The organism is Paraburkholderia sp. J63 (genome assembly GCF_905220245.1).
In the GTDB taxonomy this organism is placed as follows: domain Bacteria; phylum Pseudomonadota; class Gammaproteobacteria; order Burkholderiales; family Burkholderiaceae; genus Paraburkholderia.
In genome coordinates this window covers 110,738-124,746 of the sequence record NZ_CAJMZF010000011.1, presented here as the reverse complement: position 1 = coordinate 124,746, position 14,009 = coordinate 110,738, and the positions used below count along the sequence as shown (strand labels likewise).

Annotated in this window: 14 protein-coding genes; all 14 read right to left on the bottom strand. The window is 63.3% G+C overall.

The window, feature by feature from the left end:
* Nucleotides 1-152 precede the first annotated feature (152 nt).
* The 14 genes from U5775_RS14585 to mnmG all read right to left on the bottom strand — a co-directional run bounded on the left by U5775_RS14585 (nt 153) and on the right by mnmG (nt 13,843).
* Nucleotides 153-578, bottom strand: coding sequence for a F0F1 ATP synthase subunit epsilon (locus U5775_RS14585; protein WP_134747342.1), 426 nt, complete (start codon nt 576-578; stop codon nt 153-155).
* A 99-nt stretch (nt 579-677) separates the two neighbouring features.
* Nucleotides 678-2,072: a F0F1 ATP synthase subunit beta gene (atpD, locus tag U5775_RS14580; protein WP_134747339.1), complete on the bottom strand. Its 1,395-nt coding sequence runs from the start codon at nt 2,070-2,072 to the stop codon at nt 678-680.
* Nucleotides 2,073-2,161: 89 nt separating this feature from the next.
* Nucleotides 2,162-3,046, bottom strand: coding sequence for a F0F1 ATP synthase subunit gamma (gene atpG / locus U5775_RS14575; protein WP_322058828.1), 885 nt, complete (start codon nt 3,044-3,046; stop codon nt 2,162-2,164).
* 90 nt (nt 3,047-3,136) lie between these two features.
* Nucleotides 3,137-4,678: a F0F1 ATP synthase subunit alpha gene (gene atpA, locus U5775_RS14570; RefSeq protein WP_322058827.1), complete on the bottom strand. Its 1,542-nt coding sequence runs from the start codon at nt 4,676-4,678 to the stop codon at nt 3,137-3,139.
* 67 nt (nt 4,679-4,745) lie between these two features.
* Nucleotides 4,746-5,285: a F0F1 ATP synthase subunit delta gene (locus tag U5775_RS14565; RefSeq protein ID WP_322058826.1), complete on the bottom strand. Its 540-nt coding sequence runs from the start codon at nt 5,283-5,285 to the stop codon at nt 4,746-4,748.
* 2 nt (nt 5,286-5,287) lie between these two features.
* Complete coding sequence (locus tag U5775_RS14560) at nt 5,288-5,758, bottom strand: F0F1 ATP synthase subunit B (protein ID WP_322058825.1); 471 nt, start codon at nt 5,756-5,758, stop codon at nt 5,288-5,290.
* A gap of 143 nt (nt 5,759-5,901) precedes the next feature.
* Complete coding sequence (gene atpE / locus U5775_RS14555) at nt 5,902-6,171, bottom strand: F0F1 ATP synthase subunit C (RefSeq protein WP_028203308.1); 270 nt, start codon at nt 6,169-6,171, stop codon at nt 5,902-5,904.
* A 66-nt stretch (nt 6,172-6,237) separates the two neighbouring features.
* Nucleotides 6,238-7,089, bottom strand: a complete 852-nt coding sequence (gene atpB, locus U5775_RS14550; protein WP_322058824.1) for a F0F1 ATP synthase subunit A — start codon at nt 7,087-7,089, stop codon at nt 6,238-6,240.
* Between the two features lie 186 nt (nt 7,090-7,275).
* Nucleotides 7,276-7,941, bottom strand: coding sequence for an ATP synthase subunit I (locus U5775_RS14545; protein ID WP_415913578.1), 666 nt, complete (start codon nt 7,939-7,941; stop codon nt 7,276-7,278).
* A 271-nt stretch (nt 7,942-8,212) separates the two neighbouring features.
* On the bottom strand, nt 8,213-9,322 hold the full coding sequence (locus U5775_RS14540) for an SLC13 family permease (protein ID WP_322058897.1): 1,110 nt from the start codon (nt 9,320-9,322) through the stop codon (nt 8,213-8,215).
* A gap of 62 nt (nt 9,323-9,384) precedes the next feature.
* Entirely contained in the window at nt 9,385-10,272 is an 888-nt protein-coding gene (locus U5775_RS14535) for a ParB/RepB/Spo0J family partition protein (protein ID WP_322058823.1), read from the bottom strand.
* A 19-nt stretch (nt 10,273-10,291) separates the two neighbouring features.
* A complete protein-coding gene (locus U5775_RS14530) occupies nt 10,292-11,062 on the bottom strand; it encodes a ParA family protein (RefSeq protein ID WP_322058822.1) in 771 nt (256 codons plus the stop codon).
* A gap of 127 nt (nt 11,063-11,189) precedes the next feature.
* Entirely contained in the window at nt 11,190-11,888 is a 699-nt protein-coding gene (rsmG, locus tag U5775_RS14525) for a 16S rRNA (guanine(527)-N(7))-methyltransferase RsmG (protein WP_322058821.1), read from the bottom strand.
* Nucleotides 11,885-13,843 (bottom strand): tRNA uridine-5-carboxymethylaminomethyl(34) synthesis enzyme MnmG, encoded by a 1,959-nt coding sequence (gene mnmG, locus U5775_RS14520; protein ID WP_322058820.1) that lies wholly within the window; start codon nt 13,841-13,843, stop codon nt 11,885-11,887. The genes rsmG and mnmG overlap by 4 nt, the downstream gene beginning before the upstream one ends.
* Nucleotides 13,844-14,009 lie beyond the last annotated feature (166 nt).

The following is a 14,009-nucleotide window of genomic DNA, read 5'->3' as shown; positions in this document are numbered from 1 at the left end:
GTAAACGTCAAGTGATTTTCTCGTGTCGGCGCTGGGAGACGAAATGTCCGGCGTTCTCGCTGCGGCGAGCGCACCAAAAAAAACGGGCTCCCCAATCGGGGAGCCCGTTTCAGCCCGGTCGGCACGCACCCGTGGGGCGTGCCGTCGCGAGATCAATGCTGGTTCATCTTGCGCAGGCGCTGGATCGCCGCGAGTTGCGCGACGGCGTAGGCGAGTTCCGCCTGCGCCGTTGCGTACTCGAGGTTCGAGCCGGCGTTCTGCAGCGCCTCTTCGGCGCGCTTGCGGGCCTCGGCGGCCTTCGCCTCGTCGAGATCCTTGCCGCGGATCGCGGTGTCGGCGAGGACCGTCACGGCACCCGGCTGCACTTCGAGAATGCCGCCGGCGACGAACACGAACTCTTCATCGCCGTCCGCGCCCACGATGCGCACCGCACCCGGACGAATCCGCGTGATGAGCGGCGTGTGGCCCGGCAGAATGCCCAGCTCGCCCGCTTCGCCCGGAAGCGCGACGAACTTCGCCTGGCCGTCGTAGATGCTCTCTTCGGCGCTGACGACGTCTACCTTGATGGTTGCTGCCATATGTGTCGACTCCTTGGGGTCAGTGGGTTGCAGCGGCGAGATAAGTCAGCACTGACTTAACCTGCGCGACGCATCTCGCCTCTCTACTGCAACTAACCCTTACTGGATCTTCTTGGCCTTTTCGAAGGCCTCGTCGATCGTGCCGACCATGTAGAACGCCTGCTCCGGCAGGTGATCGCACTCACCGTCGACGATCATCTTGAAGCCGCGGATGGTTTCCTTCAGCGGCACGTACTTGCCCGGCGAGCCCGTGAAGACTTCCGCGACGTGGAACGGCTGCGAGAGGAAACGCTGGATCTTGCGAGCGCGCGCGACCGACAGCTTGTCTTCCGGCGACAGTTCGTCCATGCCCAGAATCGCGATGATGTCGCGCAGTTCCTTGTAGCGCTGGAGCGTCTGCTGCACGCGGCGCGTGATCGAGTAGTGCTCTTCGCCGATCACGTTCGGGTCGATCTGGCGCGAGGTCGAGTCGAGCGGGTCGACTGCCGGGTAGATACCGAGCGAGGCGATGTCACGCGACAGAACGACGGTTGCGTCCAGGTGGCCGAAGGTCGTAGCCGGCGACGGGTCGGTCAAGTCGTCCGCAGGGACGTACACGGCCTGAACCGAGGTAATCGAGCCCTTCTTCGTCGACGTGATGCGCTCTTGCAGCTTGCCCATTTCTTCAGCCAGCGTCGGCTGATAGCCCACTGCCGAAGGCATACGGCCGAGCAGTGCCGACACTTCCGTGCCGGCCAGCGTGAAACGGTAGATGTTGTCGACGAAGAACAGCACGTCGAGGCCTTCGTCACGGAAGTACTCGGCCATCGTGAGGCCCGTCAGCGCAACGCGCAGACGGTTGCCCGGCGGCTCGTTCATCTGACCGTACACGAGCGCGACCTTGTCCAGAACGTTCGAGTCCTTCATTTCGTGGTAGAAGTCGTTGCCCTCACGGGTACGCTCGCCCACGCCCGCGAACACGGAGAAGCCGCCGTGTTCCTTCGCGATGTTGTTGATGAGCTCCATCATGTTGACGGTCTTGCCCACGCCTGCACCGCCGAACAGACCCACCTTGCCGCCCTTTGCGAACGGGCAGATCAGGTCGATCACCTTGATGCCGGTTTCGAGCAGTTCAGCCGACGGCGAAAGCTCGTCGAACGCCGGAGCCTTCTGGTGGATCGCGCGCTTGTTTTCGCTGACGATCGGACCGGCTTCGTCGATCGGACGGCCGAGCACGTCCATGATGCGGCCGAGCGTCGGCTTGCCGACCGGCACGCTGATGGGCTCGCCCGTGTTCTTGACCACGGTGCCGCGGCGCAGGCCGTCCGACGCACCGAGACAGATGGTGCGCACGACGCCATCGCCGAGCTGCTGCTGCACTTCGAGGGTCAGCTCCGACCCGTCGAGAATGAGCGCGTCGTAAATCTTCGGCATGTGCTCACGCGGGAATTCCACGTCGATCACCGCGCCGATGCACTGTACGATCTTGCCTTCCGGCAAAGCAGTTGTACTCATCGATTTTCCTTTAGATACCTGAATTCTTCACTCGGCCGCCGCTCGCCCTACGGCGCAGCGGCGCGGTTTCGCGTTCGGCTTGTGCCCGGTCAGACCGCTGCTGCGCCGCCGACGATTTCCGAAAGTTCCTTCGTAATCGCGGCCTGGCGGCTCTTGTTATACGAGAGCTGCAGTTCGTTGATGACCGTCTTCGCGTTGTCCGACGCTGCCTTCATCGCCACCATCCGGGCCGACTGCTCCGACGCCATGTTTTCCGCCACGGCCTGATAGACCAGGGCTTCGACATAGCGGACCAGCAGTTCGTCCACGACGGTTTGCGCGTCCGGCTCGTAGATGTAGTCCCACTGCGACTTCGGCGTCGCGCCATCGTCTTCGCCGCTTTCGAGGCGCTCGTTCGACAGCGGCAGCAGCTGCTCGATCACCGGCTCCTGCTTCATCGTGTTGACGAAGCGCGTGTACGCGAGGTACACCGCCGAGAGCTTGCCTTCCGAGTACTGGTCGAGCTGCACCTTCACCGCGCCGATCAGCTTTTCGAGGTGGGGCGTGTCGCCGAGCTGCACGACGTTCGAGACGACTTTCGCGCGCAGACGGTTCAGGAAACCGAGCCCCTTGCCGCCGATCGCCGTTGCTTCGATCGTCTTGCCGGATGCTTCGAGATCCTTGAACTTCTGCAGCGTCGCGCGCAGCACGTTGGTGTTCATCCCGCCGCACAGACCCTTGTCGGTCGTGACGAGAATCACGCCGGCGGTCTTCGCATCGTTGTTTTCCGTCATGAACGGATGGCGATACTCGGGATTCGCACGGCTCATGTGCGCAGCGATGTCGCGGACCTTGTCGGCATACGGGCGGGCGGCGCGCATGCGCTCCTGGGCGCGGCGCATCTTCGACGCCGCGACCATTTCCATCGCCTTGGTGATCTTGCGCGTGTTTTGCACGCTCTTGATCTTGCCGCGAATTTCCTTCATTCCAGCCATTGCTTGCTCCTTAATCGAAGCGCGCGCCGTGCTTTACGACGCGGCGCCGCGCTTCAATGTCCGTTTATCGTGATTGATTCGCGGACGGGATCAATATGCGCCGGACTTCTTGAAGTCCTTGAGAGCCGCGTGCAGCGCGTTCTCGTCGTCCTTCGACAGGTCCTTCTTGTCCTCGATGCGGCCGATCAGGTCGGCGTGCTTCGACTTCAGGTATTCGCGCAGGCCCTTCTCGAACGGCAGGACGTCCTTGACTTCGAGGTCGTCGAGGTAGCCATTGTTCGCCGAGAACAGCGCGACCGCGAGTTCCCACACTTGCAGCGGCTGGTATTGCGGCTGCTTGAGCAGTTCCGTCACGCGGCGGCCGCGCTCGAGCTGCTTGCGGGTCGCTTCGTCGAGGTCCGAGGCGAACTGCGCGAACGCCGCGAGTTCACGGTACTGCGCGAGGTCGGTACGGATACCGCCCGACAGCTTCTTGACGACCTTGGTCTGAGCCGCACCGCCCACACGCGAGACCGACACGCCGGCGTTAATAGCCGGGCGGATGCCTGCGTTGAAGAGGTCGGTTTCCAGGAAGATCTGGCCGTCGGTAATCGAGATCACGTTCGTCGGAACGAATGCCGTGACGTCGCCGGCTTGCGTTTCGATGATCGGCAGCGCGGTGAGCGAGCCCGTCTTGCCCTTCACTTCGCCGTTCGTGAACTTCTCGACGTAGTCGGCCGAGACGCGCGCGGCGCGCTCGAGCAGACGCGAGTGCAGGTAGAACACGTCGCCGGGGTACGCTTCGCGGCCCGGCGGGCGGCGCAGCAGCAGCGAGATCTGACGGTATGCCCAGGCTTGCTTGGTCAAGTCGTCATAGATGATCAGGGCGTCTTGACCGCGGTCGCGGAAGTATTCGCCCATCGTGCAGCCGGCGTACGGCGCGAGGTACTGCAGCGCGGCCGATTCCGAAGCCGAAGCCGCGACGACGATGGTGTACTCCATCGCGCCCGTTTCTTCGAGCTTGCGCACCACGTTCTGGATCGACGAAGCCTTCTGGCCGATCGCGACGTAGATACAGATGAGGTCCTTGCCCTTCTGGTTGATGATCGTGTCGACGGCCACCGCGGTCTTGCCGCACTGACGGTCGCCGATGATCAGCTCACGCTGGCCGCGGCCGATCGGCACCATCGCGTCGATCGACTTCAGACCGGTTTGCACCGGCTGCGAGACGCCTTCACGCCAGATCACGCCCGGGGCGATCTTTTCGATGGCGTCGGTGAGCTTGGCGTTGACCGGGCCCTTGCCGTCGATCGGGTTGCCGAGCGGATCGACCACGCGGCCGATCAGTTCCGGACCCACCGGCACTTCAAGAATGCGGCCCGTCGTCTTGACGATGTCGCCTTCCGAGATGTGCTCGTACTCGCCCAGAATCACGGCGCCGACCGAGTCGCGCTCGAGGTTCAGCGCGAGGCCGAAGGTGTTGCCCGGGAATTCGAGCATTTCGCCCTGCATCACGTCCGACAGGCCGTGGATACGCACGATACCGTCGGTCACAGAGATCACGGTGCCCTGGTTGCGAACGTCCGTGCTCGCTTCGAGGCCCTGGATCCGGCTCTTGATCAGCTCGCTGATCTCAGAGGGATTGAGTTGCATTATTCGCTCCTGATGTTCAATTCTGTTGCGTGCCAGCCGCCGCGCCCGATCTTTATGATCGGGGCGCTCAGGCGGTCAGAGCCACCTGCATGCTGGCGAGCCGCGCGCGGACCGAGGTATCGAGCACTTCGTCGCCGACCGTGACGCGCACGCCGCCGATGAGCGACTTGTCGATTTCGACGGCCGGCTTCAGCTTGCATTTGAACTTGCGTTCGAGGCTGGCGACGAGGTCGTTCAACTGCGCGCCGTCAAGCGGGAACGCGCTGACGATCAGCGCGTCTGCGGCGCCGGCCTTGGCGTTCTTGAGCGCTTCGAACTGTGCGTGAATTTCCGGCAGCAGTTCCAGGCGGTGGTTCGCGACCAGCATCTGCACGAAGTTCTTCGCCTCGGGCGCATCCTTGAGAGGGGACTTCACCGCCGCGAGCAGGAGCTCGACGACCTGAGCATGGCTCACTTTCGGGCTCGTCGCGACCGACAGCACCTCGGGCAAGGCCGCAACCTGTGCCAGCTCCGCGACGAGCGTGGACCAGGCGGCGGTGTCACCAGCTTCGGCCACGCCAAACAGCGCTTCTGCGTACGGGCGGGCGATGGTTGCAAGTTCGGCCATGATCAGAGCTCGGCTTTCAGTTGATTCAGCAGGTCGGCATGGGCGGCCTGGTCGACTTCACGCTTCAGGATCTGCTCGGCGCCTTGCACGGCGAGCGCCGCGACCTGGCCGCGCAGCGCTTCGCGTGCCTTCACGACCTGCTGGTCGGCGTCGGCCTTCGCTTGAGCAATGATGCGTGCCGCTTCGGCATGTGCCTGAGCCTTGATTTCTTCTGCGACGGCCTGCGCGCGCTTTTCTGCGTCGGCGATACGGCTTTGGCCCTCGTTACGGGCCGTAGCGAGTTCTTCGCCTACGCGCTTGTGCGCGGCTTCGAGTTCCGCCTTGCCCTTTTCCGCAGCGGCGAGGCCGTCCGCGATCTTCTTCGAGCGCTCGTCGAGGGCGTTGACCAACGGCGGCCACACGAATTTCATCGTGAACCACGCGAGGATCAGGAACACGACCATTTGCGCAAACAGGGTTGCGTTGAGATTCACGGTGTTTCCTTTTACGTTGCTATTCCGGGGAGTTGAAACGGCAAGGCGCTCATCGGTTGTGAAACTCGATCAGCGCCTCGTCACCCGTTCCGTCCTGCGTCCGCACCCTATGCTTCCAGGTCGGGCGCAACCTTCCAGGGAACTTAGCCCGCGAGCTTCGAGAGCAGCGGGTTAGCGAACGCGAACAGCATTGCAACACCCACGCCAATCAGGAACGCCGCGTCGATCAGACCAGCCAGCAGGAACATCTTCGTCTGCAGCGGGTTCATCAGTTCAGGCTGACGTGCGCAGGCTTCGATGTACTTGCCGCCCATCAGGCCGATACCGATACAGGCGCCGATTGCACCCAGGCCGATGATGATGCCGATACCGATGGCCGTGAAACCCTGGATGTTGGCGATGAAAGCTTGCATGATCACTCCTTTGTGAGATTTTTTGGAACTGGGGATTTAAAACTGCAAATCGGGTTTGACGAGCACTTAGTGCTTGTCGTGTGCCTGGCCGATGTACACCAGCGTCAGCATCATGAAAATGAACGCCTGCAGCAGAACGATCAGGATGTGGAAGATCGCCCAGACGCTGCCCGCAATCACGTGGCCGATGAAGCCAAGCACCGTCGTGTCCGCGCCGAAGCTCCACAGACCGCCCAGCAGCGCGATCAGCAGGAACAGCAGCTCGCCTGCATACATGTTGCCGAACAACCGCAGGGCAAGCGAAACCGTCTTGGCGACGTACTCGATGATGTTCAGTGCAAGGTTCGGGATCCACAGGAGCGGGTGCGCGCCGAACGGGGCCGAGATCAGCTCGTGCATGAAGCCGCCTGCGCCCTTGATCTTGAGGCTGTAATAGATCATCAGCACGAACACGCCGAGCGCGATGCCGAACGTGCCGTTCAGGTCGGCGGTCGGGACGATGCGCTGATGCGGGAACACTTCGGACAGGCCGAGCCAGCCGATCACGCGCGTGGGCAGATCGACGGGAATGAAGTCGAGGGAGTTCATGAGCGCGACCCAGATGAAGACGGTCAGCGCGAGCGGTGCGATGAAGGCACGATTGCCGTGGACGATGGACTTCGACTGGTCCTCGACCATCTCGACCAGCATTTCGATGGCGCACTGGAAGCGGCCCGGCACGCCCGGGGTGGCCTTGCGCGCGGCGAGACGCAGGATGAGGAGGGTCACGACGCCGCACAGAATCGACCAGAACAGCGTGTCGATGTTCCAGACATGGAAGTCGACGATCGACGTCTGGTGCCCAGTGGCAAAGTTCTGCAAGTGGTGCGCAATGTACTCGGACGGACCCGGAGCGCTCGTTCCTTCGCTGGCTGCCATATCGTTAAAACCACCCAAATTGTCGAAAATCGGTTCCGGCCAAACGGCCCAGGCCGCTCCCGCGCAATGCTTTATTGCGGGAACGCACCGCCTCGGATCGTGTCCCACTCCAACATGTGCCAACCGCTTGCCGCTTCGATCGCTTCGACGCCTTTCACACGAAAGACGGCGCGATGTCAGCGCGGGTCAGCGCCACGCGAGCGCGATCCAGTATGTCTTCAATACGATCAGGTAAGTGACGAGCAACGGGATCCACTGCACGTCGCGATACCAGAACGCGATGGCAACGAACATCGCAATCGTTGCCCCCATCTTGACCGCTTCGCCGAGCATCCAGTTCAGCACGGTGCCGGCTTGGCTCAACTGCTTCAGGCGCGCCGCGAACAGCGCACCGGGTATCCAGCAGATCGCTCCTCCCAGTAGCGCCGACACCGGAACGGCGCTCGGCGCAGCACTGCCCGGCGGCTTATAGAACAGCCACCACAGCAGTGTAGCAAGCAGGGACAAAGCCACTTGCGCTGCCACGACACGAAACGGCGTGACGCGCGACGGGCGGCTCACCTGTGCGCCGAAAAGTTGCTCGGCTTCGGCCCGGGTGAGCGGAACGATGTCGTTGTTATCTTGCTGGTCGGCGTCTAGCTGATCCCACCGCGCGTTGTGATCCGTCGTGCGATCAGCGTTGAGCTCCGCATGGGGATCATGACGCGCAGCAGCCGCGTTTGCTTTTCCTCTATCCGGACCCGCACCCTGCTTCTCGCCGGATGCTTCGGCTCCGCGTTGCGGACCATCGGGCCCTCCATGCGCCTTACGCGCTTCGTCTGGCCTCTGACCCACCATTGCGTTATTCCGGATATTTGGCTTCCGCCTGATTTCTTGCAACGTGCTTACGCCGCCGCCAACCAAATAAATCCGGGCGATTGTAAGCGATAGTTGCAGCCAATTCAAGACTTTAGGCCGTTCAATAACACGCATGAAATGCTACTTCATCATGCGGAAAACTCACCATTACTCCGCAGGTAACGGAAACTGTAAGGAAGTGCGGGACCGTCAGGACAGCCAGGCAAAACGGGGCGCGATTTTACCCTGGAACGGCGAATGTATCGGTGCTCTTGTCGTTTTTCTGTCAGAAAAAATACAACAGCAAGCCGCCGCCGAGCACGGCGATAGCCCAGAACGGGATCGAGATCAAATGGAACGAGAGCCACACGCCGCGCTCGCCCGAGAGCCGCACGGCGATGAGATTCGCGAGCGAGCCGATGGCGAATCCGAAGCCGCCGACGCTCACGCCGAATGCGAGCGCGCGCCAGTCGTGCGTGAAGCCGGCCAGCACGATGGCGGCCGGCACGTTGCTGATGGCCTGCGAGAGTACCGCGCCGGCGGCGTAGGCGCGCAGCGGCGTCTGCAGCCCGAGGTTCGCGAGCGCGTGATGAATCCACGGCAGCGCGGCGGCGCTACGCAGCACGATGAACATCAGGACGAAGATCAGCAGCAGCAGCCAGTCGATCTTCAGCACGATGCGCGTGCGCCAGATGAGGAAACCCACGCCGACGCCGGCCAGCGCGATCCCCGCGCGATGCGTATCGGCGAGCAGCACGAATGCAACGAAAAGCAAGGCGGCGACGCCGGCCAATACCCGATCGACCGAATGCTGCTCCACGTCCTTCGTCAGATCGAGCGGCCGTGGACGAAAAAGCAGCGCGGCGAGCACGAGCAGCAGCACCATCAGCAGCGCGCACAACGGCGCGAGGGCGGCAACGAAGCGACCAAATGACGCACCGCTCAATTGCCAGAGAAACAGGTTTTGCGGGTTGCCGAGCGGCGTGAGCACCGAGCCCGCATTCACGGCGAGCGCAATGATGATTACAAGCCGCTTTAATGGCAGCGGCGTGAGCTTGTGAAGTGAAAGCACGAGCGGCACGACGACGAAGAGCGCAACGTCGTTCGTCACGACCGTCGATAGCGCCGCCGCGAATGCGACGAGGAGGAACGCGAGCGCGCGCTCGGAACGAATCTGGTGCACCAGCCGGTGCGCGGTCCAGGTCAGGAATCCTGAATATTCGAGCGCCTTGGTGAGAATCAGCAGCCCGGCGAGCGTCATCACCGTCTGCCAGTCGACCAGCGCGGGAAGTGTGGACCACGCTCGCGGCGCGCAAATCTGCAGCGCCGCGAGCGCCGCGACGAGTATCGTCAGAACCGGTTCGGCGCGTGCAAATGCGCCGAGCCGGCATAGCAAGCCGAGCGGGCCGCGCGCGGCGGCATCGGATTCACGCACCGGGAGCGACGCCGGACTTCAAATCAAACAGCGGTTTCGCCACGCAGGCGGAGCAGAATGCCGTCGAGTGCATCAAGATCGCCGAAATCGACGGTGAGCTGACCGCGCCCTCGCCGGCCGAGCTTGATCTTGACGGTCGCGGCCAGCAAATCGGACAACTCGTCTTCGAGCCGGCGCGTGTCGCGGCCGCCGTCGTGCGCCGCCTTGGCTTTCAGCGCAGGCGTGGCTTTGGTTGTGGCCGCAACGAGTTTTTCGGTTTCGCGCACCGACAGGCGCCGGTTGACCACCTGGTTGGCCAGCGTGATCTGCGTGGCGGCGTCGACGGCGAGCAACGCGCGCGCGTGGCCCATGTCGAGATCGCCGGCGAGCAACATGGTCTGCACCGGCGCGGCAAGATTGAGAAGACGCAACAGGTTCGACACCGCGCTGCGCGAGCGCCCCACCGACTCCGCGGCCTGCTCGTGCGTGAAACTGAATTCGTCGAGCAGACGCTGGATGCCCTGCGCTTCTTCGAGCGGGTTCAGGTCTTCGCGCTGGATGTTCTCGATCAGCGCCATCGCGGCGGCGGCCTGGTCGGGCACGTCCTTCACGAGCACCGGCACTTCGGTGAGGCCGGCAATGTGCGCCGCGCGGAAGCGCCGCTCGCCCGCAATGATCTCGTAGCGCTCGGGCCCGACCGGACGCACGAGGATCGGCTGCATCAAGCCCTGCGCACGGATGCTCGCCGCAAGCTCCTGCAGCGCGCCTTCGTCCATGCGCGTGCGCGGCTGGTACTTGCCCGCCTGCATCTGCGTGAGCGCGAGCGTGTTGGGCGCGCCATCGATCTTCACCGCTTCGGTGATGTCCGCGCTGCCTCCGAGCAATGCTTCCAGTCCTCGGCCCAGCCCCTTCTTCCGTGCTACTGCGTTCATCGTGCTCCCCATTCTTTCGTCAGAGTGCGCGCACGCGCTCGATCATTTCCGCGCCGAATTGCACATAAGCCTGCGCGCCACGCGACGCGCGGTCGAACACCACGCCCGGCAAGCCGTAGCTGGGCGCCTCCGCAAGCCGGACGTTGCGCGGAATCACCGCGTCGAACACCTTGTCGCCAAAGTGCTCCTTCAGTTGCTCCGATACCTGTTGCTGCAGCGTGATGCGCGGATCGAACATCACGCGCAACAGACCGATCACCTTCAGGTCGCGATTCATGTTCGCGTGCACCTGCTTGATCGTGTTGACGAGGTCCGAGAGTCCCTCGAGCGCGAAATACTCGCACTGCATCGGAATCACGACGCCGTGCGCCGCGCACAGTCCGTTGAGCGTGAGCAAGGACAACGCCGGCGGGCAGTCGATCAACACGAAGTCGTATTCGTCGTCGACCTCGGCGAGCGCGGCCCGCAGGCGGCGCTCGCGCTGCTCGACCGTCACGAGTTCCACTTCGGCGCCGGCGAGCTCGCGGTTAGCGGGCAGCACGTCGTAACCGACCTGCTCCGGACGCGTGCGCGCCTGCGGCACCGAAACGCCGTCCACGAGGACTTCATAAACCGTGTTCTCGCACGCCGCCTTGTCGATGCCGCTGCCCATCGTGGCATTGCCCTGCGGGTCGAGATCGATGAGAAGGACACGTTGTCCCTGCGATGCGAGGCTCGCGGCGAGATTGACCGTTGTCGTCGTCTTGCCGACGCCGCCCTTCTGGTTCGCAACGCAGAAGATTTTTGCCATCTTTTGTGTGTCCCTTTTACTGCCTTAAAAAGTTTGCTTACGTTATAGCGCAACTCCTTTCGAGTGCGCTATTCGGCCATCTGGCCTGGGCCATCCCGGCCAGTGAACCACGCTACTGTGTCAGCGATCAGACCGTGGAGACCGGCTCGACCACCACCTCGGTCAGATGCCGCTCCGCATCGAGCATCGGCACGGCGAGGCGGATCGTCTGCAGCGCTCGCGAGCCGGCTGGCAAGCGTTCAATCTCGCCTTCCGGCCGCACGCCCTTCATCGCCCAGATCGCTCCGCCGTCCGCAACGAGGTGACGGGCCAGTGTAACGAAATCGGCCAGTTCCGCGAATGCCCGCGAGACGATCAAGTCGAATTTTTTTGGTACTTCGACGCCGGGGCGCAGCGATTCGACTCGCCCCGTCACCACGGAAAGATTCGTGAGGCCCAATTCCGCCTTGGCCTGCGACTGAAACGCCGACTTCTTCTGCACGATGTCGTTCAGCGTGACCTGCCAGTCGGGGCGAACGATCGCCAGCACGATGCCAGGCAAGCCGCCGCCCGAGCCGACGTCGAGCACCGTGGCGTCGGCACGTGTGGGCAAGTGCGGCAGGATCGAAAGCGAATCGAGGATGTGCTGAATCAGCATCTGGCGCGGATCGCGGATCGCCGTCAGGTTGTAGACGGCGTTCCACTTCGCCAGCAATGCGACGTAGGCCAGCAGTTGTTCGTGCTGCCGCTCGCTCAGATCGACCGAGAGCGCTTGTGCGCCCTCCGTCAGCAGCCGGGCGAGGGCATCGCGGTCCGCGATGCCGGGTTGCCGTGCGCGGCCCGTCATTGGGCCACCGGCGCGTTGTCGGTGCCCTGGTCGGACGGATTCTGACGCCGGCGTCCAAGGCCGCGCTTCAGGTGAACCATCAGCAACGAAATGGCAGCGGGCGTGATGCCCGAGATACGCGACGCCTGGCCGATCGTTTCTGGACGGAACTGGTTCAGCTTTTGGCGTGCCTCGAACGACAATCCGCGCACTTCTGCGTAATCGATGCCCTCGGGCAGACGCGTGTTCTCGTGCGCGCCGTTGCGCTCGATCTCATCGGCCTGACGGTCGATATAGCCCTGATATTTGATGCCGATTTCGATCTGCTCCTTGATCTGGGCGAGCAGAACCTCGTCGTCGGCGAGCGGCGCCTCCGGCGCACAGGCGCCCTCGCGCAGACCGCAGACGCCGTCGTAGCTCACGCCAGGACGACGAAGCAGATCCGCGAGGTTGTATTCGCGGTCGATCGGCTTGCCGAGCAGCGCCGTCGCCTCTTCCGCGCCCAGCGTCTTCGGGTTCACCCACGTCGACTTCAGGCGCTCTGTTTCACGTGAAACAGCGTCGCGCTTACGGCTGAATGCGTCCCAACGGACGTCGTCGACGACACCGAGCTCGCGCCCCATCTCCGTCAGGCGCATATCGGCGTTGTCCTCGCGCAGGCTCAGGCGGTACTCGGCACGGCTCGTGAACATACGGTACGGCTCGGAAACGCCACGCGTTACCAGATCGTCGACCAGCACGCCAAGGTACGCCTGGTCGCGACGGGGACACCATGCGTCCTTGCCTTGCACCTGCAGACCGGCATTGATACCCGCGAGCAGGCCTTGCGCCGCAGCTTCTTCGTAGCCCGTGGTGCCGTTGATCTGGCCCGCAAAAAACAGGCCGTTGATCACCTTCGTTTCCAGCGACGCCTTCAGGCCGCGCGGGTCGAAGTAGTCGTACTCGATTGCATAGCCAGGGCGCAGGATGTGGGCGTTCTCGAGGCCGCGCATCGAATGGACGAGCTCGAGTTGAACGTCGAACGGCAGGCTCGTCGAGATCCCGTTCGGGTAGAACTCGTTCGTCGTGAGACCTTCCGGCTCGAGGAAGATCTGATGCGATTCCTTTGAGGCGAAGCGGTGAATCTTGTCCTCAATCGACGGGCAATAGCGCGGCCCCACCCCTTCGATCACGCCTGTATACATAGGCGAGCGGTCGAGGCCGCCGCGAATGATGTCGTGCGTGCGCCCGTTGGTGTGGGTCACCCAGCAAGGAATCTGCTTCGGATGCTGCTCGGCCCTGCCGAGAAACGAGAAGACCGGCACCGGATCGAGGTCGCCCGGCTGCTCTTCGAGCACGGAAAAGTCGATCGATCGACCGTCGATACGGGGTGGCGTGCCCGTCTTGAGGCGGCCCTGCGGCAGCTTCAGCTCCTTCAGGCGCGCCGAGAGCGTCACTGCGGCGGGATCGCCCGCGCGGCCGCCCGTGTAGTTGTTCAGGCCCACGTGAATCTTGCCGTCGAGGAACGTCCCCGCCGTCAGCACCACGGCGCGCGCCCGGAAGCGCAGACCCACCTGCGTCACGGCCCCGACCACGCGATCGCCTTCGACCATCAGGTCCTCTACCGCCTGCTGGAACAGCCAGAGATTCGGCTGATTCTCGAGGCGATGACGGATCGCCGCCTTGTACAGGATGCGGTCGGCCTGCGCGCGCGTCGCCCGCACGGCCGGCCCTTTGGACGAATTGAGGATGCGGAACTGGATGCCGCCCTCGTCGGTGGCCGCGGCCATCGCGCCGCCCAGCGCGTCGACTTCCTTGACCAGATGGCCCTTGCCAATGCCGCCGATCGACGGATTGCAGCTCATCTGGCCGAGTGTTTCGATATTGTGCGTGAGCAGGAGCGTCTTGACGCCCATGCGGGCCGCGGCAAGCGCAGCCTCGGTGCCGGCGTGACCGCCGCCGACGACGATTACGTCAAACTCTGTGGGAAAAAGCATGGCGGGGACCTCACGCACGGACGAATGGACCGCGTGAGCCTTCTCAGAAAAAAGTGGTATGCGCGGATTATAACGGTTTCGGGTTTGCGGCCGTTCACACCCGAATATTGCGCCAGCGCTAAACGAAAAAGCGGTGTGTTTCACGTGAAACACACCGCCCTTCCCT

Excerpts from the sequence above, each read along its gene's own strand:
- U5775_RS14585 (WP_134747342.1), bottom strand. The coding sequence starts at position 578 with ATGGCAGCAACCATCAAGGTAGACGTCGTCAGCGCCGAAGAGAGCATC.
- atpD (WP_134747339.1), bottom strand. The coding sequence starts at position 2,072 with ATGAGTACAACTGCTTTGCCGGAAGGCAAGATCGTACAGTGCATCGGC.
- atpG (WP_322058828.1), bottom strand. The coding sequence starts at position 3,046 with ATGGCTGGAATGAAGGAAATTCGCGGCAAGATCAAGAGCGTGCAAAAC.
- atpA (WP_322058827.1), bottom strand. The coding sequence starts at position 4,678 with ATGCAACTCAATCCCTCTGAGATCAGCGAGCTGATCAAGAGCCGGATC.
- U5775_RS14565 (WP_322058826.1), bottom strand. The coding sequence starts at position 5,285 with ATGGCCGAACTTGCAACCATCGCCCGCCCGTACGCAGAAGCGCTGTTT.
- atpE (WP_028203308.1), bottom strand. The coding sequence starts at position 6,171 with ATGCAAGCTTTCATCGCCAACATCCAGGGTTTCACGGCCATCGGTATC.
- atpB (WP_322058824.1), bottom strand. The coding sequence starts at position 7,089 with ATGGCAGCCAGCGAAGGAACGAGCGCTCCGGGTCCGTCCGAGTACATT.
- U5775_RS14535 (WP_322058823.1), bottom strand. The coding sequence starts at position 10,272 with ATGAACGCAGTAGCACGGAAGAAGGGGCTGGGCCGAGGACTGGAAGCA.
- U5775_RS14530 (WP_322058822.1), bottom strand. The coding sequence starts at position 11,062 with ATGGCAAAAATCTTCTGCGTTGCGAACCAGAAGGGCGGCGTCGGCAAG.
- rsmG (WP_322058821.1), bottom strand. The coding sequence starts at position 11,888 with ATGACGGGCCGCGCACGGCAACCCGGCATCGCGGACCGCGATGCCCTC.
- mnmG (WP_322058820.1), bottom strand. The coding sequence starts at position 13,843 with ATGCTTTTTCCCACAGAGTTTGACGTAATCGTCGTCGGCGGCGGTCAC.